This is a genomic window from Sphingomonas sp. Leaf198 (assembly GCF_001424005.1).
Lineage (GTDB): Bacteria > Pseudomonadota > Alphaproteobacteria > Sphingomonadales > Sphingomonadaceae > Sphingomonas.
This window is the reverse complement of sequence record NZ_LMPX01000006.1, coordinates 1-18,612: the sequence shown is the minus strand read 5'-3', so window position 1 is coordinate 18,612 and position 18,612 is coordinate 1. Positions and strand designations below refer to the sequence as shown.

At 62.3% G+C, this 18,612-nt stretch carries 22 protein-coding genes; 6 read left to right on the top strand and 16 right to left on the bottom strand.

The window, feature by feature from the left end; genetic code table 11:
* Positions 1-89 precede the first annotated feature (89 nt).
* The 4 genes from ASG20_RS19590 to ASG20_RS18500 all read right to left on the bottom strand — a co-directional run bounded on the left by ASG20_RS19590 (position 90) and on the right by ASG20_RS18500 (position 2,009).
* Complete coding sequence (locus ASG20_RS19590; RefSeq protein WP_156364443.1) at positions 90-263, bottom strand: hypothetical protein; 174 nt, start codon at positions 261-263, stop codon at positions 90-92.
* 299 nt (positions 264-562) lie between these two features.
* Positions 563-829 (bottom strand): hypothetical protein, encoded by a 267-nt coding sequence (locus ASG20_RS18510; RefSeq protein WP_056056324.1) that lies wholly within the window; start codon positions 827-829, stop codon positions 563-565.
* A gap of 65 nt (positions 830-894) precedes the next feature.
* Positions 895-1,410, bottom strand: coding sequence for a YciE/YciF ferroxidase family protein (locus ASG20_RS18505; RefSeq protein WP_056056322.1), 516 nt, complete (start codon positions 1,408-1,410; stop codon positions 895-897).
* Positions 1,411-1,517: 107 nt separating this feature from the next.
* Positions 1,518-2,009 (bottom strand): nucleoside deaminase, encoded by a 492-nt coding sequence (locus ASG20_RS18500; protein WP_404969230.1) that lies wholly within the window; start codon positions 2,007-2,009, stop codon positions 1,518-1,520.
* 355 nt (positions 2,010-2,364) lie between these two features.
* On the opposite strand from ASG20_RS18500, the gene ASG20_RS18490 reads away from it, so the two are divergent.
* A complete protein-coding gene (locus tag ASG20_RS18490; RefSeq protein ID WP_056056316.1) occupies positions 2,365-3,174 on the top strand; it encodes a SirB1 family protein in 810 nt (269 codons plus the stop codon).
* 33 nt (positions 3,175-3,207) lie between these two features.
* On the opposite strand, the gene ASG20_RS18485 is transcribed toward ASG20_RS18490, so the two are convergent.
* From ASG20_RS18485 to ASG20_RS18465, 5 genes are all read right to left on the bottom strand, one after another.
* Positions 3,208-3,582 (bottom strand): hypothetical protein, encoded by a 375-nt coding sequence (locus ASG20_RS18485; RefSeq protein ID WP_056056315.1) that lies wholly within the window; start codon positions 3,580-3,582, stop codon positions 3,208-3,210.
* Positions 3,583-3,650: 68 nt separating this feature from the next.
* On the bottom strand, positions 3,651-3,938 hold the full coding sequence (locus tag ASG20_RS18480; RefSeq protein WP_056056312.1) for a hypothetical protein: 288 nt from the start codon (positions 3,936-3,938) through the stop codon (positions 3,651-3,653).
* Entirely contained in the window at positions 3,938-7,201 is a 3,264-nt protein-coding gene (locus tag ASG20_RS18475) for an error-prone DNA polymerase (protein WP_056056310.1), read from the bottom strand. Before ASG20_RS18475 ends, ASG20_RS18480 begins: the two co-directional genes overlap by 1 nt.
* Positions 7,198-8,739 (bottom strand): Y-family DNA polymerase, encoded by a 1,542-nt coding sequence (locus ASG20_RS18470; protein ID WP_056056308.1) that lies wholly within the window; start codon positions 8,737-8,739, stop codon positions 7,198-7,200. The genes ASG20_RS18475 and ASG20_RS18470 overlap by 4 nt, the downstream gene beginning before the upstream one ends.
* Before the next feature lie 163 nt (positions 8,740-8,902).
* A complete protein-coding gene (locus ASG20_RS18465; protein WP_236698801.1) occupies positions 8,903-9,664 on the bottom strand; it encodes an ImuA family protein in 762 nt (253 codons plus the stop codon).
* Between the two features lie 1,085 nt (positions 9,665-10,749).
* On the opposite strand from ASG20_RS18465, the gene ASG20_RS18455 reads away from it, so the two are divergent.
* Positions 10,750-11,523 carry a hypothetical protein gene (locus tag ASG20_RS18455; protein ID WP_056056307.1) on the top strand — a complete coding sequence of 258 codons (774 nt, stop codon included), beginning with the start codon at positions 10,750-10,752 and terminating at the stop codon, positions 11,521-11,523.
* A gap of 106 nt (positions 11,524-11,629) precedes the next feature.
* On the opposite strand, the gene ASG20_RS19585 is transcribed toward ASG20_RS18455, so the two are convergent.
* Entirely contained in the window at positions 11,630-11,815 is a 186-nt protein-coding gene (locus ASG20_RS19585; RefSeq protein ID WP_147454240.1) for a hypothetical protein, read from the bottom strand.
* A 391-nt stretch (positions 11,816-12,206) separates the two neighbouring features.
* Between ASG20_RS19585 and ASG20_RS19745 the strand changes: the two genes are divergently transcribed.
* The 3 genes from ASG20_RS19745 (at position 12,207) to ASG20_RS18440 (ending at position 13,091) form a co-directional block, all read left to right on the top strand.
* A complete protein-coding gene (locus ASG20_RS19745) occupies positions 12,207-12,572 on the top strand; it encodes an FKBP-type peptidyl-prolyl cis-trans isomerase (RefSeq protein WP_056056305.1) in 366 nt (121 codons plus the stop codon).
* Positions 12,573-12,666: 94 nt separating this feature from the next.
* Positions 12,667-12,864, top strand: a complete 198-nt coding sequence (locus ASG20_RS18445) for a hypothetical protein (protein ID WP_056056303.1) — start codon at positions 12,667-12,669, stop codon at positions 12,862-12,864.
* The gene (locus ASG20_RS18440; RefSeq protein ID WP_056056301.1) at positions 12,861-13,091 is read left to right on the top strand and encodes a hypothetical protein; all 231 of its coding nucleotides are present in this window, start codon (positions 12,861-12,863) and stop codon (positions 13,089-13,091) included. The genes ASG20_RS18445 and ASG20_RS18440 overlap by 4 nt, the downstream gene beginning before the upstream one ends.
* Positions 13,092-13,370: 279 nt before the next feature.
* Here the strand turns inward: ASG20_RS18440 and ASG20_RS19180 are convergent.
* The 5 genes from ASG20_RS19180 to ASG20_RS18410 form a co-directional block, all read right to left on the bottom strand.
* Positions 13,371-14,128 (bottom strand): IS5 family transposase gene (locus ASG20_RS19180; protein WP_156364441.1). Its coding sequence is split into 2 segments (ribosomal slippage): positions 13,371-13,804 and positions 13,804-14,128, totalling 759 coding nucleotides; the frame shifts between segments, so codons are not numbered across the junction.
* Between the two features lie 194 nt (positions 14,129-14,322).
* Positions 14,323-15,087 (bottom strand): anti-sigma factor family protein, encoded by a 765-nt coding sequence (locus tag ASG20_RS18425; RefSeq protein ID WP_056056297.1) that lies wholly within the window; start codon positions 15,085-15,087, stop codon positions 14,323-14,325.
* The gene (locus ASG20_RS18420; RefSeq protein ID WP_056056295.1) at positions 15,084-15,593 is read right to left on the bottom strand and encodes an RNA polymerase sigma factor; all 510 of its coding nucleotides are present in this window, start codon (positions 15,591-15,593) and stop codon (positions 15,084-15,086) included. The genes ASG20_RS18425 and ASG20_RS18420 overlap by 4 nt, the downstream gene beginning before the upstream one ends.
* On the bottom strand, positions 15,593-17,107 hold the full coding sequence (locus tag ASG20_RS18415; protein WP_082471093.1) for a YncE family protein: 1,515 nt from the start codon (positions 17,105-17,107) through the stop codon (positions 15,593-15,595). Before ASG20_RS18415 ends, ASG20_RS18420 begins: the two co-directional genes overlap by 1 nt.
* A 1-nt stretch (position 17,108) precedes the next feature.
* A complete protein-coding gene (locus ASG20_RS18410; protein WP_056056293.1) occupies positions 17,109-17,513 on the bottom strand; it encodes a DUF305 domain-containing protein in 405 nt (134 codons plus the stop codon).
* Between the two features lie 509 nt (positions 17,514-18,022).
* Between ASG20_RS18410 and ASG20_RS19580 the strand changes: the two genes are divergently transcribed.
* Positions 18,023-18,199, top strand: coding sequence for a hypothetical protein (locus tag ASG20_RS19580; RefSeq protein WP_156364439.1), 177 nt, complete (start codon positions 18,023-18,025; stop codon positions 18,197-18,199).
* Between the two features lie 172 nt (positions 18,200-18,371).
* On the opposite strand, the gene ASG20_RS20175 is transcribed toward ASG20_RS19580, so the two are convergent.
* Positions 18,372-18,521, bottom strand: a complete 150-nt coding sequence (locus ASG20_RS20175; protein WP_443025963.1) for a hypothetical protein — start codon at positions 18,519-18,521, stop codon at positions 18,372-18,374.
* Positions 18,522-18,612: the final 91 nt, after the last annotated feature.

Below are 18,612 nucleotides of genomic sequence, written 5' to 3'. Positions count from 1 at the left end.
GCAGAGGCGCCATCGGCAGCGATAGCACATGCGCGCACGGAGCTCGCCTATGTCCGGCATCCCAAAGGCCCGGTGTATCAGTCGCACCTTTAACCTATCTCGGGATACGGCAGGTCGACGCGGTCATCGGTCCCAAGCAGACGCCGCTCGAGCGTGTCCGCGAGATCGGCGCCGCGCTTGGCGTCCAGATCAATGCTCAGCCGCCCCCCCAACTGCAGCGCGCGGTACGCTCGCTCGAACGACCGATCCTGCCGCAGGGCCATTCCCCTGGACAAGGATGGCTTGCCGCTTTGTTCCTCAACAACGCGCCTGGGAAAACCTAGCCGATCCGCGCCTCGCACCCGCACAAACGATCGTCGATGCGGCAATGCAGTTAGCGCGGGACCGCGGCGACAGCGCGCGCAGCATTACCGCACAAGGGGAAGCCGCGCGCCAGCGTATCGCGGATAATATCAGAACCGGTGGGACGCTCGACGCGGGTGTCGGTAGTCGCGCTCAGGACAGTAATTCCGTGTCCCCTGCCCCCGGCAAGGGACGCGATCGCTGACCTGGAAGGGGCGGTTCAATGCTCGTTGGAGTGCCGGTCTTCGGCTGGCGTGTAGTAGCGCGCGATATCCGCTTCGGTGAGCGCATGACCGCTCGATTCTTCGACAAGCGCAGCGATTTCGCCATCGGTCCTGCCAGCGTCGCGCAGCTGCTCGATCTCGTCGCTCACCATGTTGATGAAGGCCGGCACCGGGAACCGCTCCTCGCCCAGGCCCAGCGCATCGCGCATATGCTTTTGCGCACGCAAAGCTTCGGGAAGCGTGAATGCGATATCATCAGCCATCGAACGTGCCTTTTATGAAAGCGGAAAAATGGTCGGGGAGCATCGGCCCCCCGACACCGTAACGTTTATGCGGTGACCGCTTCCGCCTTGGCGTTCACGCTCGACGTTGCCATCGCCGTCAACTTGCCGTCGGTCGCATATTCCTCGTCGAGCGTCTCTTTCAGGATCGCTGCGATATCGGCGCGGCCGAGCTGGTTCGCCCAGGCGATCAGCGTACCGTACCGCGTGATCTCGTAATGCTCGACGGCCTGTGCCGACGCGATCAGCGCGGCATCGAGCACCGCCTTGTCCTCGATCTCGCCGGCGACTTCGTTGGCTTCCTTGATGATGCCGTCGATCGCCGGGCAGGTCACTGCCTTTGCCTTCTCGCCGAGCAGGTCGAAGATGCTCTCGAGGCGCGTGATCTGCCCTTCCGTCTCACGCAGATGGGTTTCGAAGCCCTGCTTCAGGGCTGGCGCCGTCGCCTTGTCGACCATCTTCGGCAACGCCTTGGTGATCTGGTTTTCCGCGTAATAAACGTCCTGCAGCTGATGCAGGAACAGGTCGTCGAACGTCACGATGTCTTTGGAAAACAAGCCCATGATAGTGTCCTCGCTGAGCGGATAGCCGCGAAGTAAACTGCTCCGGCACCGCCGCAACGCGCCGACTCCAGGGTAAGTTTCGTTCGGTTTAGCGCAGCCGCAGCACGCTATAGATTTGCCTGCTCGTCGACTGGCAGCTCTGCGTCCGGACCATAATAGAGCTTGGCGCAGTCGTCGCGAAGGCAGCCTCCCTCAATGACGATATCGTCGCGGTAGGCGTCGCCGATGAACGTCAGCGTGTCGACGTGCTGTGCTTCGAAATACATCTCGTGGACATCATCGCGGCCCGCCCCGTAAACAACGCGCCCGACCTTCGACCAGATCGACGCCATCGTGCACATGCCGCAGGGCTGCAGCGTGGAGTAGAGCGTCGCACCGCGCAGCTCCAATTCCCCGGTGCTTTCACACGCCCGTCTGATCGCCATCATCTCGGCATGCGCGGTTGCGTCCGGCAATTCCATGGTCTGATTGCGCTCGCCCGCGATAACCTTGCCATCGAGTACGATCACGCACCCCAGCGGTGAGGTCGAGGGGTCGGATCCCTTCGACCGGGCGATCGTGATCGCTTCGCGCATCCAGCGTTCGTCATCCTGCGTCATCATCTTGGCTCCCTGTCACCGTCTTACAACACGCAGCGGACACAATGGATCGTTCGGCGCGGTCATTTCGAATGCCAAGGATAGCCGAATGCTACCGTTCCTTGCTGCGTGTCGGGAAGACAGGCCCCCGGACGGTCATTTTGGCAGGGTCGTAGGGTTTCTGCAGGCCAACGATATCGTCGTAGGTTTCACGCAGCCAGTATCAATGTCGGTAGGGTCCAGGATCGTGATCAGGGGCGGAACCGGCTGTGCCGCACAGTCGCTGCTCACGTATCATAAACTGGTCATGGATCAGGCGCGCCGTATCCTGGCGTCGCCATAGAAACCGTCGAAGCAGCCTCCCATCTAACGACTCATGACCAATAGCATTCTTCATCTCGGGCTGATGGAAGACACAGAGATCGAGCTTGATCTGGCTGCAATTGAACTCGCAGCGCTCGATCACCCCGGTGTCGATCTCGATGAATATATCGACGAGCTGACCGACATAGAAATAGCCCTGCGCGCTGCTGACGGCGATGCAGTGGGCAGCGCTGCTCAGGCCCAAGCCCTGAGCAGCGTGATGGTTGGAGAGTTCGGATTCTCCGGCGACCGTACGCACTACGACGATCCCCAGAATGCGGACCTGATTGCTGTCGTCGATCGCAGGCTCGGTCTGCCGATCAGTCTGTCGATCCTCTATGTGGCGATGGCACGACGTCTCGGATGGTCGGCAATGCCGCTCAATACCCCCGGTCACGTCCTGGTGCGCCTTGGCGACGCGTCGGATGCGCTGATCATCGATCCCTTCAACGATGGTCGCATCGTCGCCCCGGAACAGGTGCAAGCGTTGTTGGAGCAGATGACGGGTCAGGCGCGGTTTTCCGACGGGATGCTTCCCCTGTCGAACCGATCGGCGCTCGTTCGACTGTTGCTTAACCAGGCAACCCGTGCCGAGCAGGCTGGCAACCCTGCGCGCGCACTGGTCCTGTACGATCGCATGACGATCGTGGCACCTACGCATGCCCATGGTTGGTGGGAGCGCGCCAGACTTCAGCTGGTCGCAGGTGATGTGGCCGGCGCCCGCAGCAGCCTCAGTGCGATGTTGGAGATCACCCGGGACGACGATCTGCGCCTGCAGGTATCGGCAGCGCTCGATGCCCTTCCCCGGCCAACGCCGTCATGAAAGTCGGGGCGGACTGGCTCTCGCCGTAATGGCTTATCCGAAGCGCGTCCATCGGCGCTCATGCCACGCCCGGGACTGAACCCTGTCTCCGAACCGCCAGAACCGAGTTTCCCGGGTGTGGTGACCTGCACGAACGAGGGTCCAACATTCACCCGTCGGCAGTTCGACGATGCGGTGAATGTGCGCGGCGTCGACATGGTAGGTTTTGCCCGGGATGCGGTGGACGAGTTCGCTATGCCAACCGCCGCTCGGATCCAGGTGGAACACCTCTTCGACATAGCCGCCATCGAGGATCTCCGTCTCGAAACTCCAAGGGTGATCATGCGGCGTGGCGTGCGGCTCTTCCATCTTGAACCGGTGCAGCGCGCGGCCGTCGTCGAGATGATATTTGGTGAACGCCCGCGACATGCGCTCAACGCTGACGATCCGCGTGCCTTCGGGAACGCGAGCAATGGCTGCTCGCGGTAGTCGCATACTCACGGTTCGGTTACCTCTTCATAACAGCCGGCGCGCCGCAGCTGGCGGACGATCCCGTTGAACGCCGCGGTCACGCCCTGTGCCCTGCCGATCTCGTTCTCTTGGGCTGCGGCATCCCAGTAGAGTTCGAGCGGCCAGCGTTCCGGGCAGTGCGGCAGCAGGCAGCGCAGCGCCAACCGGATCTCGACGACATCGACGCGAGCGTCCGAGCAACGCGCAACGCCGCCCCGCAAGATATGCACCGATAGCGCGATGACAACGCGTTGATGACGGACGAGCTTGGCCATCAGTGGAAGTCGTGAGATTTGAACTTCACGACAGCTTCCGGATCCATGCCGTCCGCATGGGGTGGCCAGTAGGAATTGCGCGGGTTCGGGCTCCAGCCCTTGTCCCCGCGGTCGGGGGAGCCGGCATGCTTCGCGCCGTCACCGCGGCCGGTCCGGTGCGGGAACGACATCTCGCCGACCCGGTGCAGCAGATCGCCGTGGTCGATGATCCGGTCGCAGATGACGTGGATGACCTCACCTTCCTTCTGCACCCTGCCCTTCATGCCGATCATCGACGCGGACATGACGGTGCGGCGCTGCCGCTCGAACCGATCGGGCCACAGAATGCCGTTGGCGATTCCGGTCTCGTCTTCGATCGTGATGAACAGCACACCCTTGGCAGACCCGGGCTTTTGGCGAACGAGGATGATGCCGGCGACCTCGACATGCCGTCCGTCACGGATCGTCGCCAAGTCCGCGCATTTGGTCACGCCGCGTCTGGCCAGCTCATCACGGACGAAGGTCAGCGGATGCGCGCGCAGCGAGAGTTGCAGCGCGCGGTAGTCCTCGATCACCTCACGACCGTCGGTCAGTGGGCGCAGTTCGACATCCGGTTCAATCCCTTCCGCGCTGACCGCCTGATCCGCGCGGTCGGCCGCGGCGAACAGCGGCAACGGCGCTTCGCCGAGCCCCCTCACCTTCCACAAGCCTTGCCGACGATCGGCACCGAAGCTGTGGAAGGCATCGCCATCCGCAAGCTTCTCGATCGCGGCGCGCTGCACGCCTGATCGGCGCCATACGTCCTCCACGCTCTCGAACGCGGTCAGCTCGCGCGCACCGACGATCTTGGCGCCGTCCGCGTTGGACAGCCCGCGGATCTGCCGGAGCCCCAGCCGTACGGCGAGGTACCGCCCGCCATACGGCTCCAGCGTGCAGTCCCAGCGGCTTGCGTTGACGCAAGGGGGGCGAACCACAACGCCGTGCTCGCGCGCATCGCGTACGATCTGTGCGGGCGCATAGAAGCCCATCGGTTGCGCGTTCATGAGGCTCGCGCAGAATACGTCCGGGTGATGATGCTTCATCCACGACGAGGCGTAGGAGATCTTGGCGAACGACGCCGCGTGGCTTTCGGGAAAGCCGTAAGAGCCAAAGCCCTCGAGCTGCCGGAAGGTGCGCTCGGCAAACTCACGCGGGTAGCCACGCTCGACCATGCCCCCGATCAGCTTTTCACTGAAGTGCGACACGCCGCCTGTGAATTTGAACGTCGCCATGGCGCGACGCAGCTGATCGGCTTCGGCCGGCGTGAACCCGGCACCGACAATCGCGACCTTCATCGCCTGTTCCTGGAACAGCGGCACGCCGAGCGTCTTTTCCAGCACCCCGCGCAGCTCGGGCCGTGGGTATTCCGGCTTCTCCAGCCCTTCGCGCCGGCGCAGATACGGGTGGACCATGTCGCCCTGGATCGGTCCTGGTCGTACGATCGCAACCTGAATGACGAGATCATAGAAGCGCCGCGGCTTCATGCGCGGCAGCATCGACATCTGCGCGCGGCTCTCGATCTGGAAGGTGCCGAGCGTGTCGGCCTTCGAGATCATCGCATAGACGTCGGGATCGTCGTCCTGCAGGTCGGCCAGGCCAACGCACAGCCCCTTGTCCGCCTCGAGCATGTTGAAGGCGCGGTTCATGCAGCCGAGCATGCCGAGACCCAGCACGTCGACCTTCATGAACTTCAGCGCGTCGATGTCGTCCTTGTCCCATTCGATGATCTGCCGGTCTTCCATCGCAGCGGGTTCGATCGGGACCAGATCGTCGAGACGGTCATGGGTGAGCACGAAGCCGCCCGGGTGCTGCGACATGTGGCGGGGCACGCCAATCAGCTTGCGGGCGAGCTCGAGCGTGAGGCGCAGGCGACGATCGCCGATGTCGAGGTTCAATTCGTTGACCTGCTTTTCGCCGACGCCTTCGGCCGACCAGCCCCAGACCTGGCCGGCCAATGACGAGGTCAGGTCTTCGGGCAAGCCGAGCGCCTTGCCGACGTCGCGCACCGCGCCGCGCGCCCGGTAGCGTGTGACGACCGCGGTCAACGCCGAGTGGTTGCGGCCATAGGTTTCGTAGATCCACTGGATGATCTCTTCGCGACGCTCATGCTCGAAATCGACGTCGATATCGGGCGGCTCGCGGCGCTCGCCACTGACGAACCGCTCGAACAGCAACTCATGCTTGATCGGGTCGATCGAGGTGACGCCTAGCACGAAGCAGACGCAGGAATTGGCAGCCGAACCGCGCCCCTGGCACAGGATCCCGCGCCGGCGCGCCTCGCGGACGATCGCGTAAACGGTCAGGAAATACGGCGCATAGCCGAGCTCGCCGATCAGCCGCATCTCGTGGGCGATCTGCTCGGTATAGGCAGCCGGCACCGCGCCGTTGAACATGGCAGCGACAGCGTCTTCCGCCAGCTTCTGCAAGGCTTCTTGCGCGGTCAGCCCGTCGATCAGCCGCTCGTGCGGATACTGATAGGCCAGTTCACCTAGATCGAAGGTACACAGACGCGCGATGTCGACGCTCGCGCGTAGCGCATCGGGATACGCCTTGAACCGCCGGACCATTTCGTCGGGGGATTTGAGCGCACGGTCGGCATTGACCTCACGCCGGTAGCCGAGTTCGTCGACAGTGCATTTCTCGCGCACGGCCGTCACCACGTCCTGGAGCAGCCTTGCTTCGGGCGCGTGGTAGAGGACATCCCCCGTCACCACCGCACGAACGCCAGCGCCGCCCGCCTGCCGCGCCAGCGCGTCGATCCGCACGGCATCGTCCGGCCGGCGCCGCTGGAACAGTGCCATATACCCGCGACGGCCATAGAGAGTCTTCAGGTCCGCGAGCGCTGCCAGATTATCCTCGTCTGCCTCGTGCGGCAGCAGGATGGCGATCATGCCCTCCGACCAGGGTTCGAGGTCATGCCAGTGGAGAAGACACCCGCCCTTCCCCGCCCGCTTCTTGCCCACTGTCAGCAGACGCGTCAGGCGCGACCAGGCGGGGCGGTTGGTCGGGTAGAGCAGCAACTGCCGGCCGCAGGATAGATTGACGCGTGTGCCGGCGATCGAGCGTATGCCCGTCGCCTTCTGCGCTTCCCAGGCGCGCACCACGCCCGCGACGGTGCCGATGTCGCTGACCCCGATCGAGGGATAGCCAAGCAGCGCCGCAGCCGCGAACAACTCCTCGGGGCTCGACGCGCCGCGCAGCAGTGAGAAATGCGTGAGGACCTGAAGTTCGACATAGTCGGTCATGCGAACACGCCGTGCATCCACCAGCTGAGATCGCCGGTATCCTCGACGAACCCGTCGCCACGCCGGAACACCCAGTAGCGACCGCCGGTATCGTCCTCGACGCGGTAATAGTCGCGGACAGCCCACACTTCCGCGTCACGGCGCCACCACTCACCGTGGATCCGCTCGGGGCCGTCGCCAGCGACGACCTTGTGCGGCCGGCCGCGCCACTCGAACCGCCGGGGCGGCTGATCGGGCATCAGCGCGATCACGCCCCACAGCGGTTCGGGCCTCGTCAGCAGGCGCGTCGGTCGGCGCCATTTCGGCCAGCCCGCGGGCGCCACCACCGGGTCGGCCCGCATGACGGCACGCTCAGGCACATGACTTTCGACCGGCGCGATCCGGAATACGGCGTCAGCGCCGATGCGGCCGGCAACGACGTCGACGAGACGGGCCGGATCACGCACGAGAACCTCACCGGCGAGAACCGCGCCGAGATCGACCGCGTCGAGCGGCTCGGTGTGCGGCGCCGCCAGATAAAATTGCTCGAGCCCCAGTCCTGGATCGATCCGTTCGATCCTGAGCTTCATGAGCCGCAGCAGGTGCGAGACCTCGCGCGTCGGGCGTGAGGTGCCGACGGCGACGACCTGCTCGCTGCCATCGACGCGTAAGCCACCGAGGCGCAGCGACCGTACGCCGAGTCCCTTTGCGCGCAGCAGTTCGGCCATGTCGCCGAGCAGATCCTCCATGACCTGCGCGATCGCGTCTGCGGTGACGATCGGTTCGAGCAGCCGGCGCTCGACGATCGGCATGACCTCGTCGGTGCGCGGCGTGATAGGTTCGGCGACCGCGCCGAGTGCCTGATCGAGCCGCGTGATCGCAGCCAGCCCGAGCCGGCGTGCCAAAGGCCCGCGCGCGACCGGTAGAAGATCGGCGACGCGTTCGAAGCCGAACTTGCGGGCGGCAACGAGCGCGGTGCCTGCTAGGCGCAAGGCCGCGACCGGTAGGCCGCTGAGCGCTTCGACCGTCCGCCCTGTGGGCACGATCGCGATGTCGGCAGGCCCGAACCGGGCAATAGCGTGGGCCGCGCCCGGTGTGTCTGCAACCGCCACGCGCGCGGTGAACCCGGCACGCTGGCAAAACGCGCGCAGACGCCGGCAGAACCGTTCTTCCCCGCCATGGAGATGCGCACAGCCGGTCAGGTCGAGCCATAGCCCGTCGGGCGGTGTGGCGGCTGCGATCGGCGACCAGCGGCGCACTGCGCGTAGCACGAGCTGATCCAGCATCGCGGCATCCGCCTCGGTCTCGGAAGGTCGGATGTCGAGATCGGACACCAGCGCACGCGCATGGGTCGCGGCCATGCCGATCGTGATCCCTAACGCGGCAGCGCCATCGCAGGCGGCAACCACCTCTTCGCGCCGGCCGACCTTGCCCACCAGCGCGAGCGGCGCCCTGTGGAACGCGGCAACGGTCGCCGCGACCCTGTCGTGACTGTCGGCTTGCGCAAACCCATGAAACGGATGGTTCGCCGCCTCCGATCGTCGGCCAAGTTCACGCATGGGTGGTTTCGCATGCGCGGGTAGCGCTTCGATCTCACCTTCCACATCCTGCCTGGTTGGCATGTCGGCACGAGCCCACCGCGCACCCGGCCGCCACCCGCCGCCCCGCGGTACCGAACACGCACCGGGATCGTCGTCGACGGGAAGCTGAAGGGCAGGCCGCTCAGGCGGCCGCGTGGCGTGCCGGTCCAGCCGTCTCAGCCGCTCGATGGCCAAGTGCGGCAGGAACAGCGAGACAACCCGTCTCATCGCAGCCCTCCAAAATCATCGAAAATGCTTCGCCGCCACGCTGCCGTGCGACCGCGACCTGCCACCGGGATCGGCCGACGCCGGCGACACCCAGGGGCTCGGACGACGCACTGGCGATCCGCCAGCGGGTCCAGGCCGCAGACGGCTCGGCGAGCGGATCCTGGTCGCGATTACGTCTGCGTCGCAGGATGAGAACGGGAATGTCGGCGTCGGCCGCGACCAGTTGCAGGCGCCGGGTCGCGACCATCGCCATCCGGCTAACCTCGGCGATCACCGCCGACGGCGTTCCGTCGCGCACCGCGTCTTCGACGACGGCCAGCAAGGCTGCATCGTCACGGGGTTGTGCGTGAATCAAGTCGGCAGATGATAGCCCCGCCTGCTCCAAGCCCGGCGCATAGAGATCGTTGCGACAGCTCACCCACAGCACCGGTCCGCCGGTATGGGCTGCCTCTCGCGCGGCAATGCCCGCCAGGAACAGCGTTGCTGCGGCATCGTCGACCATCGAACAGCTTTGTGCGGCGACCTCGTGCAGCGCTCCAGCGCGAAGGCCCCTGCTTGCGAGGCGATCGTCGAGCGCAGGGATACCGAATGGCATGATGCGGTGATCCACCACAGGCGTGGCGATTGTCCGCAGGTGGGCGATGGTGGTCGGCAGGGACTCGAGGGCGGTGATCATGATGTCTAGACTCTACCTGTTCCCTTTATGTTCCGTTACCAGAACCGTTTGGTCAAGCGTCAGACTCGATACTCATGTGGATAAGGTTCCAGCTACTGACGCTGCGAAGCACGTTTTGCTATGGGCTGCGGAGCCGCGCTAACGCCCTTGCGAATATGCAAACGACGGCCGTTGGGCATGGTGATCGGCGTGGGGAATCCGGCCCGTTTCCCGCGCAGTCGTACCTTCGTCAGTAACCCTGTCGTCGAGCTCGGCAGGGAATGAATTTGGCCACAACCTTCTGCCAAGTGCATGAAATGCAATCCAGATTAGACAGATTTGCATTCGCCATTGCCCTGCCTGGCGGATACCAAGGTGACGCCTTTCAGGCATCCTCTCCTAAAACCTCCCGGGTCGCTTTTGGCGGCCCCTTTTTTTGTCTGAACCCAGGCCGCTCAGCGTATCCGGTGCTCCGCTACCGGACGCTCGCGTATAGTGATCTACTGTCGTCGAGCATGCTGATGGGTGTCGGCGTGATCCAGTCCGCCCCTCGCATCGGATATGGGCCGTAGAACAGATCGCCGAGCGCACGCCGGTAATGCGCGTTCATCCAACGTCGACGGCGATGCTCAGGACCGTCGTAAATCATGTGGCAGCGCTGGCAGAGCGCTGCCAGCTGGTGAAGCGCGCTGTCGCTGGGATCATGATTGAGATGCGCGCAGGCCAAGACCACCGGTGTCCATTTTCCCATCTGAAGGATGTTCTCAGTCGGTCGACGAACACGCCGGCCGTCGCCGTCACGCCAATACGACCTGCCTTTGTCCCACCAGCGTCCGTCTCCGAGGTGGAAGACCCGCTGCCCATGTGGGCGCCCGCAATGTTCGCAGCGTCCGCCTGCCCGTACGAAGCGGACCAAATGCGATAGCTGGGGCCAGTCGATGGGATACAAGAAGACATGTTCGGGGCGGATCGGCATCGGTCCGGTCTACCAACATCATCGTTAGCGGTATGTCTATGACGTTCTGACGCTTCGATGTTCTTGGTATGTCCTACAGCCACGTAATCGTGCATTCGACAGCCAGCTGAGTCGAAACGGATCGAATGCGATGGGCTATTCAGGAACACACTGGCCGGAAGGGCTGAACGACGAAGAGGCGCTGCAGCGTCTGCAAACTCTATGTCTGGGTGCCTGCGATGGGATCCAGGATCTGGCGGACGACACGCGCTACAAGGCGCTGCGCCGGGCGCTGCTTGGCCGGACCGACCTGCGACCGTTGGCGCCGGCCTTTGTCGCGGCGCAGCCGAGCCTTGAGGCGTTTGTACGCCATGCTCGGGAAACGAAGGATCGCACCCTGCGGCGTGAGATGGTCCGTGAGCAGTTCAAGGCGCTCTGGGACGAGGTTCGCGGACCGGATGCCGTCAGTTCGGCGACATGGACCGGGCGCCCTTCTCTGCGCGAGCATGCCGCTGTCATTCAGGCGTTAGCGCCTGTTGCCCTGGAAGCCGTGCAACGGCTGATCGACGATGAAGAACTCGCCCGCGACAACGGTGGACCGGTCGATGCCGATCGCGCGGTAGCGCTGCAGCAACTGAAGGCGCTGCATCGTGCGCTGGGCGATCTGATCGCGGCAGTCGATCAAGGTCGATCGCTCGAGCCGGTGTTCGAACGGCTTCGGCTTGTCCGCCAAGAGGCGAAAGTCGCGATCGGTAAGGCAACGGCCGCGCTACCGGTGACGACTTCGGCGCTGATCGCGTTCGGCAGCGTCGTTGGTATTGTGGAGTTTTTCGTCGGCAATGTCGTTGTTGCGGTCGCTGCCGGGGGGATCGCAGGCAATACGCTCAAGGACGCGATGCTAAAGAAAGAAGTCGCTCCCAGCTGATAACCTCGGTTTGCAGTTCATTAGAAACGTCTTGGCGTCGCCAAAACGGGGTGGGACGTTTCGATTACACATTCACAGAAAAAGTTCGGAACGTCCCGCCCCAATTTCAATACAATCCGCCCTCTTCTCTCTCCTCGGCTCCTTCCTTCTGAGCTTCCTCGAGATCGTCTGAGCGCTGTACGTCTTGCGCCGGTTTGTCTTCTAGACTATCTTCTGGACCGTTGTCGCTATCTGGCAGTTCGTTGACGTCGGTTTCAAAACCAGGTTCTTCGTCGTGCGGGGTAATCGGCATTGTTGCTCTCCTTGATTACATCAAACGATCCAACAAACCGCTGAGTTGCGAACCGGCCGACGATACCGGTACCTGCCGGTGATCACTCGCCAATATGCGCACGATGATATCGGGATGGAACCGGTGGCGCGTCGCCCGTGGCCTGGATATAGCCCCGGAAATGAGCTTATCCCCACGTGCCTTGCGCCGTCTCGTTATCGCCGTTGTCCTGCCGCTGCTGGCAGCACCGTTACCTGTCAACGGGGCGGCGCTTCAAAAAGGGAAGCCGCGCGGTTCAGTACCTGCGCCGGTGAAGGCAAGCAGTGCTATCATCGCACTACCTTTGACTCCCATAGTGCCAAAGGGGCAGCGCTTGTGTTCGGCACGCGCGCCTACCGGGTTGGGATATACGATGCTGCGTCCCGGATCTGGCGCGAAGCCCACCCAAGGCGATGTCTCGCTAGTGAACTACATCGGCTACCTGGCAACGACTGGGGCAGTGTTCGATCAAGGGATGCGGTCCCCATTGCCGGTCAACGGCGTGATCGCGGGCTTCTCTCAAGGATTGCAGATGCTAGCCAAGAATGGCGTCGCACGGTTCTGTATTCCTGCGGCGATGGCCTATGGGTCGCAAGCGTCAGGCCCGATCCCGGCCAACTCCGATCTTGTGTTTCAGGTCGAGCTTTTGGACTTTAAAACTACCGCGGAGGTCGAGAGCATGAATAGGCCGCAGGCGGCCGAAGCGCCTGCACAGAAGGATGCTGTCCCACAGTCATAGTCAGTTCGGTTGCGTCTGAGTCCGATCCCAGGCTGCGTAATCGCGTTAGCTGATCTCACTGCCAATCCTGCGTTGACTCTGCTATCGATCGTGGATGCTCAAATTACGGATCAAGCGGCGTGCTGCCGTAGGTGGCCGCGCTGTCGATCGTCTCGCTGAGATCGAAGCCGCGGTTGCTGCACTTAAGGACGAGGACCTCCTCGATCTGGCGGATATCTTCTCGGGCGAGACGGTAACGACGTTGAAGGAAATGGCGTCTGCCGAAATGGCGAAACGGAACATCAGCTTGTGACCGCACGCAACCAGACGGAGTCGGCCATCTATCGGGTAAAGCTTACGCCCTTGCCGATGGTTATCGACGCAGACAACCAGCCGGTGCCGAATTCACATGTCGTCGAAATCAATTTCCCTGGCGATGCCATCGAAACGGCACTCGGCAAGGTAAACACTATTGTCGGTCCGGGGTTAGCCAAAATCATAGTCGACGACACGACCTTCCGGGGCGTGGCCCTATGCTAATTGCCGAGGACCGCTATGAAGCGGCTCGATAACAAGAGCGCGTGGCGATGAATTTGGGGAGCCCCCCGGAGTGGGTTTCGGTCTGTGCAAACTTGGGTGTGTTTGTAATAGCGCTTACGCTGCTGCGCGGCGCGCACGTTCGTGCTCAGAAAGGCGCCGCTCGCCGTCGGCCGTTGCCAGACTCAACTCGCTCCATAACCGCCCTCTTCATGTAAGCGTACCCATATACCTTTCACAGAAAGCCGTAAGGGCGCAGGCGCTAGGGTCACGACTCATTGTTCAGAGCCAGAAGATGACGGTGGCGGCGAGCGCGATAGCGGAAAAGAAGACGGTCGGGCATCGATCGTAGCGGGTAGCGACGCGGCGCCAGTCCTTCAGACGACCGAACATAATCTCGATACGGCTCCGGCTTCGGTAGCGGCGCTTGTCATATTTGACGGGGATGATCCGAAATTTTTGCCCCGGAATGCAAGGCGTTATGCCCTTTGCCTGAAGGGCGTCCCTGTACCAGTCTGCGTCATAGCCGCGGTCGCCCAGCATCCACTGCGCCTTGGGTAGATCATCAAGCAGCGCGGCAGCGCCGGTGTAGTCGCTGACCTGGCCCGCGGTCATGAAGAAGCTGAGCGGTCTGCCTTCTGCATCGGTGACGGCGTGCAGCTTCGTATTCATACCGCCTTTGGTGCGACCGATGAGGCGCCCAAGGCCCCCTTTTTAACCCGCAGGCTGGACGCCGTGCGGTGCGCCTTCAGATAGGTCGCGTCGATCATGATCGTCTTCGGCGTGGCGCTCGCGGCCGCCAGTCCTTCCATTATGCGGAGGAAGACACCCCTTTCGCCCCATCGCTTCCACCGGTTGTAGAGCGTCTTGTGTGGGCCATACTCCCGAGGGGCATCGCACCATCGTAGCCCGTTGCGGTTGACGAAAACGATGCCGCTCAACACTCGCCGGTCATCAACCCGTGGCTTGCCGTGGCTCTTGGGAAAATACGGTTCGAGCCGCGCCATCTGCTCGTCGGTCAGCCAGTACAGGTCGCTCATCCTCGGTCTCCTCACGGAGCCTGAATCAGATCGTGCCGCTCAGATCAATGGGTCCTGACCCTACTGGGCGATCTCAGATGACCGGCGAATGACAAGTGACAGCGCAATCGTGTCACAAACATTTCTGCTGCAATGCGATTACTCGGCCCTTACGGCCCCACCAGGGAGAAGTTCAGCTTCGATCTCCTGGAATCTCAGACACGTTGCGACTGGCGCCGCACCGTCTCTGCAACCGACTGGAGTTCTGTTGTTGGTCGGGCGGCAACGATGCTGAAGCCAACACCGCGATCAGCCCAACTCACCCGACCGAGGTCACCGTCCGCGCTCTCCGTCATGCGAGCGGCCTTATCGATCTCCATTGGGCGGGTCACTACAGCGAGCCGGGTTGACGAAGGACCGTCATAAAGAAACATCGCGGCAGGACCGTGCGGCGTTGCGACCAGACGGCCTCCGGCGAAGCGGTACCCTGCGGCGGCGAGGTCGGGGACGGCTACACGGCTACCGAGCCGTTTAGACGTCCAGCTGACAAGCTCGGCCTTAGCCTGGGGTCCAAACTCGGCCCCACGCTGCGCATCAACGGCATAAACCCGGTAATTGTCCGTCGCTTCCTGGGCCAGTGCACCGATGCCGGCACGCGGTGGTAGCGTCGAGTTGCGCATACCCCAACCGCCACCGAAACCGACCGCAAGTAGCAGTGCCGCGGCAATCGCCTGCCACCACTGCGGCCTCGTTTGATGGTGCGACACAATCGTGCCGACCCGCATCGCCGACGGGATCGGTTCGGTCGACACAGAGACGAACATGCCCGCAATGACGGCTCGGTGCTCCGCTTGCAGAGCGAGCCGTCGCGCGACATCTGGATTATCAGCGAGATATCCATCGACGATCGCATGCCGCTCTGGGGGCAGGCGGCGATCGACCCAAGCCATGAGATCGTCTTCGCCGATCGGGGTCGTCATTTTACTCTCCGCAATTTTGGACGTTCGCCAGCGCCGAGCAGCTCAGACAGGCGATCCCGCCCCCGCGAAATGCGCGACATGAGCGTGCCGGTCGGTACACCGAGGATGGCCGCAGCCTCCGCATAAGACAGGTCCTCTACCGACACGAGCAAGATCGCCGCACGCTGGTCTGCTGGCAAGATATCCAGTGCGCGCATGAGGTCGCTGTGTTCGATTCCTGTCGACTGTTCGGCCGGTACCGCAAGCACTGCGTCAGCGACCGTGTCGATTGCTACCAGCGTGCCACGCCGCGCCTGTCGCCTGCCATGGTCGACCAACAGATTGTGCAGAATCGCATAGAGCCAGGGGCGCACCGCGTCGCCATGACGCTTACGCCAAGATCCAACGGCTCGCTCGAGACAATCCTGCACAAGATCGTCCGCCGTCGCGGCATCTCGAAGCCAAGCGCGAGCATATCGTCGAAGACCAGGGATCAGGGGCTCGATCAGGGCTGCGCGTGCGTCCATCAGTCCTGCTGCACTTGCAAGACTGAGCCTGGAACACCGTCATTGCTTTCCGCCACCACCAGAAAGCGTCGCTCGGAAACCGTTTTAGCGGTGACGATCTGTCGGATCGGTCCGGAAACGTTGACGATCGCTGAGCCTGCGGGGTTCGTCATGAAATTTGCCAAGGGTTCGAGTTCCCCCGACCCGTCGGCTTTGCCGGCCAGTGCGAGAATATACGAACGCTTGGGTGCCAAGCCGGTCACCGATCCCTGTACCACCTGGATCAGGCCCTGATCGAACAGTGTGATACTCGTCGGGCTCGCTACCGCGTTGCCGGGCGCTGCAAGTATGAGGTGGGTGGCGTTCCCTGCCGTGCCGAGCGGCTGAAGATTGGCCGTGCCTGGACCATCGGGAACGGCGTTTGGAACGTAGGCGATCGCCTGCGGTGCCTGCCCAATGGGGATCGTACCGGTCACCACATTGCGTGCCGTATCGATGACCGCCAGCCTGTCGTCGTTCTCGAGCCCTACGTAGATGCGCTTGCCGTCTCCGGACGGCCAGATACCGTGCGGAAGCTTCCCGACGGGGATGGTCGCGACCTGACTGAAATCCTTGGTCCGGAATACTTTGACAAGGTTTAGACCGCCGACGGTCACATAGGCGAATTGCCCCTTAGATGTGACCGCAAAATTGACGTGATTTGTAATCGGACCGGTGTCGAGCACCTTCTGGATCGCAAAGGGGGGCTTGGCGTCGAAGGCGACCGTCTTGCCGACATCCTTGAGCGTGAACCATACCTGCTTGCCATCAGGGCTAGCCGAAATGTTCGGGCAAAATGGACTAGGTTGCTGCACCCTCCCCACTTCCTTGTGGGTCGCGACGTCGAACACCACCAACTCCGGGTTGAACGACGAGCATACATAGCCGTATTTTCCGTTGGGAGAGAATATGGTCATGCCGGGACCGCCAGGCGTCTTGATCCGGCTCGTCTCTTCGTACGTCTTCGGATCAAGCACCGAAATGTAGTCCTCGCCTCGGACCGTCGCCCACACTTCCTTGCCGTTGGGCGTGAAGAACGCTTCATGCGGGCTGCGGCCGATGTAGGTCGTATGCTTGACCGTGTTCGTTGCGGTATCGATCCAAGTGACAGAGTTGGAACCGATCGAGACGACCGCAAGGGTCTTGCCGTCCGGCGAGAAGCCGAGACCATGAACGAGCACCTGCCCTTTGTAGAGCGGGCTAAAATTACCAGGTTGCGGATCACCCAACTTGATGACGCCGAGCAAGGTGTTCGTCGACGGGTCGGTCACCGACACCGTGTTGGAGAATTGCTCCGCTGCATAGACCCGGTCGCCGCTGCTGACCTTTTGATTTTCGCGATCCCAAGGCGCCTGCCCGTGCTTCCCATCTGTCTGATCGGCTGCAGAGTCGTCAAAGACGATTGGGATGTCGAGTGCGGCTGGCGATGCCCAAACGCCCGGTTGCGCAGAAGCAACGCTGGCAAAACTCGCTGCCAATAGAAAAAGTCGCTTCATTTCAAGGCTCCATGTGCGGATGGGGGAGAGCAGACTGCTGCGTAGGAACTGGAGCAGAGGGCGGGAGCGGCTGGCCAAGCGCAAGGCGCATGGCGGCGATCTCCTGCTGCTGGTCGACGATAATCTCTTGCGCGATGCGTTTGAGTTGCTCGTTCTTGCCGTATCGAAGCTCTGCCACAGCCATGTCGATGGCACCCTGATGATGCGGCAGCATCATCGTCACGAAGTCCGCATCCACATTGCCCGACGGGGCGACCATCATGCCGGCCATCATCCGCTCCATCGCGGCGTTGACCTCGGTCAGATAAGGCTTCTCGTCATTCGCAACTGTCGCGAAGGCGGCACCGCCCCCGAAAGCAAGAGTAATGGCTATGGAAAATCGGGCCAATGATCGGATGGCAGGCAAGATGGTCTCCTACGCAGAGTCGGTATGTCAGCTTAGACGTCGCCACTCGGCAGTTTATTCCCGGTCACTTGATATTTTCGCGGATCGGGTGCCAGCGTTCTGATAAAGTGACGTTTGCCAGTGTATCTTTGTCTACGCTTGCCGACTTCAGTCATGCGCCCCTTCGAGGGGAATGGCCATATGCGAACGCCAAGCATTGGCACCAGATGCTACGATGAAAAAATACGGTTCGATAGCTGCGGACGCTTTGTTGGAAATAATCGGTGCGCAGCGCTGAGACCCGGTGAGGGCGGCGTTATAGTTTTTCAGATCTGGCTACTGCCTGAGCTTGGTGTAACGAGCGACCTAACAGAAAGTCGTTGAAGGCTGCCGGAGATGCGCATTTAGAGCCGAGGCGGTTCGTAATTTGCACATAGTGCGAAGCTTACGCTCGTTCTTCATCCCGCTGTCATGACGACGACAATCGCAGGTTGGTACATTCATTAAGAAGCGAACCGACTGGAACAGCCATGACCGAGACGCAGGGCGATTTATTAGGCAGTGCGATCGTACTCCTCAGTACGGCTCTGTTGCTGGTAGCGGTGCATCGCGCCAGCTTGCCAGTGAATCGATCCCATGTCCGGTGGCTAGTTGCAATCAGCGTTGTTCTGTCCATCATTGGTGTCGCCACGGTGATCATCACCTGATGTTGTCCGGTAACGTCCGTTAAATGCTTAGCATTGAGGCAGAATAATAGCCTCAACTGCCCACATGCGATCCCTGCGCCGTCAAAGAGCCTGCAATCTGACACGCTTTGCGAACGATATTGGCGACAGCTTCCTCCTCGGCTTACCGGTCATAATAACAGGGGCGCGAAAATCAGGCCTTCGCCGAACCGGCCCAACCGATCCGCGCTAGGGTGCCAAGCAGGGTAGAGCGCGGCACCTTGAAGGTCCGGCAGACAGACGCCTTACTGGCTCCGCCATCCAGCGCAGCAGTGATCCGTTCAAGAGTTTCGGCGTCGATCATAGGTGGCCGCCCCCCTTGGCGTCCTCGACGTTTGGCAGCGGCTAGTCCCGATGGCTGGGTCGACCGCGGTAAAGGCGTCTGGTCGTTCCGC

Excerpts from the sequence above, each read along its gene's own strand:
- ASG20_RS19590 (WP_156364443.1), bottom strand. The coding sequence starts at position 263 with ATGGCCCTGCGGCAGGATCGGTCGTTCGAGCGAGCGTACCGCGCGCTG.
- ASG20_RS18510 (WP_056056324.1), bottom strand. The coding sequence starts at position 829 with ATGGCTGATGATATCGCATTCACGCTTCCCGAAGCTTTGCGTGCGCAA.
- ASG20_RS18505 (WP_056056322.1), bottom strand. The coding sequence starts at position 1,410 with ATGGGCTTGTTTTCCAAAGACATCGTGACGTTCGACGACCTGTTCCTG.
- ASG20_RS18500 (WP_404969230.1), bottom strand. The coding sequence starts at position 2,009 with ATGACGCAGGATGACGAACGCTGGATGCGCGAAGCGATCACGATCGCC.
- ASG20_RS18490 (WP_056056316.1), top strand. The coding sequence starts at position 2,365 with ATGACCAATAGCATTCTTCATCTCGGGCTGATGGAAGACACAGAGATC.
- ASG20_RS18485 (WP_056056315.1), bottom strand. The coding sequence starts at position 3,582 with ATGTCGCGGGCGTTCACCAAATATCATCTCGACGACGGCCGCGCGCTG.
- ASG20_RS18480 (WP_056056312.1), bottom strand. The coding sequence starts at position 3,938 with ATGGCCAAGCTCGTCCGTCATCAACGCGTTGTCATCGCGCTATCGGTG.
- ASG20_RS18475 (WP_056056310.1), bottom strand. The coding sequence starts at position 7,201 with ATGACCGACTATGTCGAACTTCAGGTCCTCACGCATTTCTCACTGCTG.
- ASG20_RS18470 (WP_056056308.1), bottom strand. The coding sequence starts at position 8,739 with ATGCGTGAACTTGGCCGACGATCGGAGGCGGCGAACCATCCGTTTCAT.
- ASG20_RS18465 (WP_236698801.1), bottom strand. The coding sequence starts at position 9,664 with ATGATCACCGCCCTCGAGTCCCTGCCGACCACCATCGCCCACCTGCGG.
- ASG20_RS18455 (WP_056056307.1), top strand. The coding sequence starts at position 10,750 with ATGGGCTATTCAGGAACACACTGGCCGGAAGGGCTGAACGACGAAGAG.
- ASG20_RS19585 (WP_147454240.1), bottom strand. The coding sequence starts at position 11,815 with ATGCCGATTACCCCGCACGACGAAGAACCTGGTTTTGAAACCGACGTC.
- ASG20_RS19745 (WP_056056305.1), top strand. The coding sequence starts at position 12,207 with ATGCTGCGTCCCGGATCTGGCGCGAAGCCCACCCAAGGCGATGTCTCG.
- ASG20_RS18445 (WP_056056303.1), top strand. The coding sequence starts at position 12,667 with ATGCTCAAATTACGGATCAAGCGGCGTGCTGCCGTAGGTGGCCGCGCT.
- ASG20_RS18425 (WP_056056297.1), bottom strand. The coding sequence starts at position 15,087 with ATGACGACCCCGATCGGCGAAGACGATCTCATGGCTTGGGTCGATCGC.
- ASG20_RS18420 (WP_056056295.1), bottom strand. The coding sequence starts at position 15,593 with ATGGACGCACGCGCAGCCCTGATCGAGCCCCTGATCCCTGGTCTTCGA.
- ASG20_RS18415 (WP_082471093.1), bottom strand. The coding sequence starts at position 17,107 with ATGAAGCGACTTTTTCTATTGGCAGCGAGTTTTGCCAGCGTTGCTTCT.
- ASG20_RS19580 (WP_156364439.1), top strand. The coding sequence starts at position 18,023 with ATGACCGAGACGCAGGGCGATTTATTAGGCAGTGCGATCGTACTCCTC.
- ASG20_RS20175 (WP_443025963.1), bottom strand. The coding sequence starts at position 18,521 with ATGATCGACGCCGAAACTCTTGAACGGATCACTGCTGCGCTGGATGGC.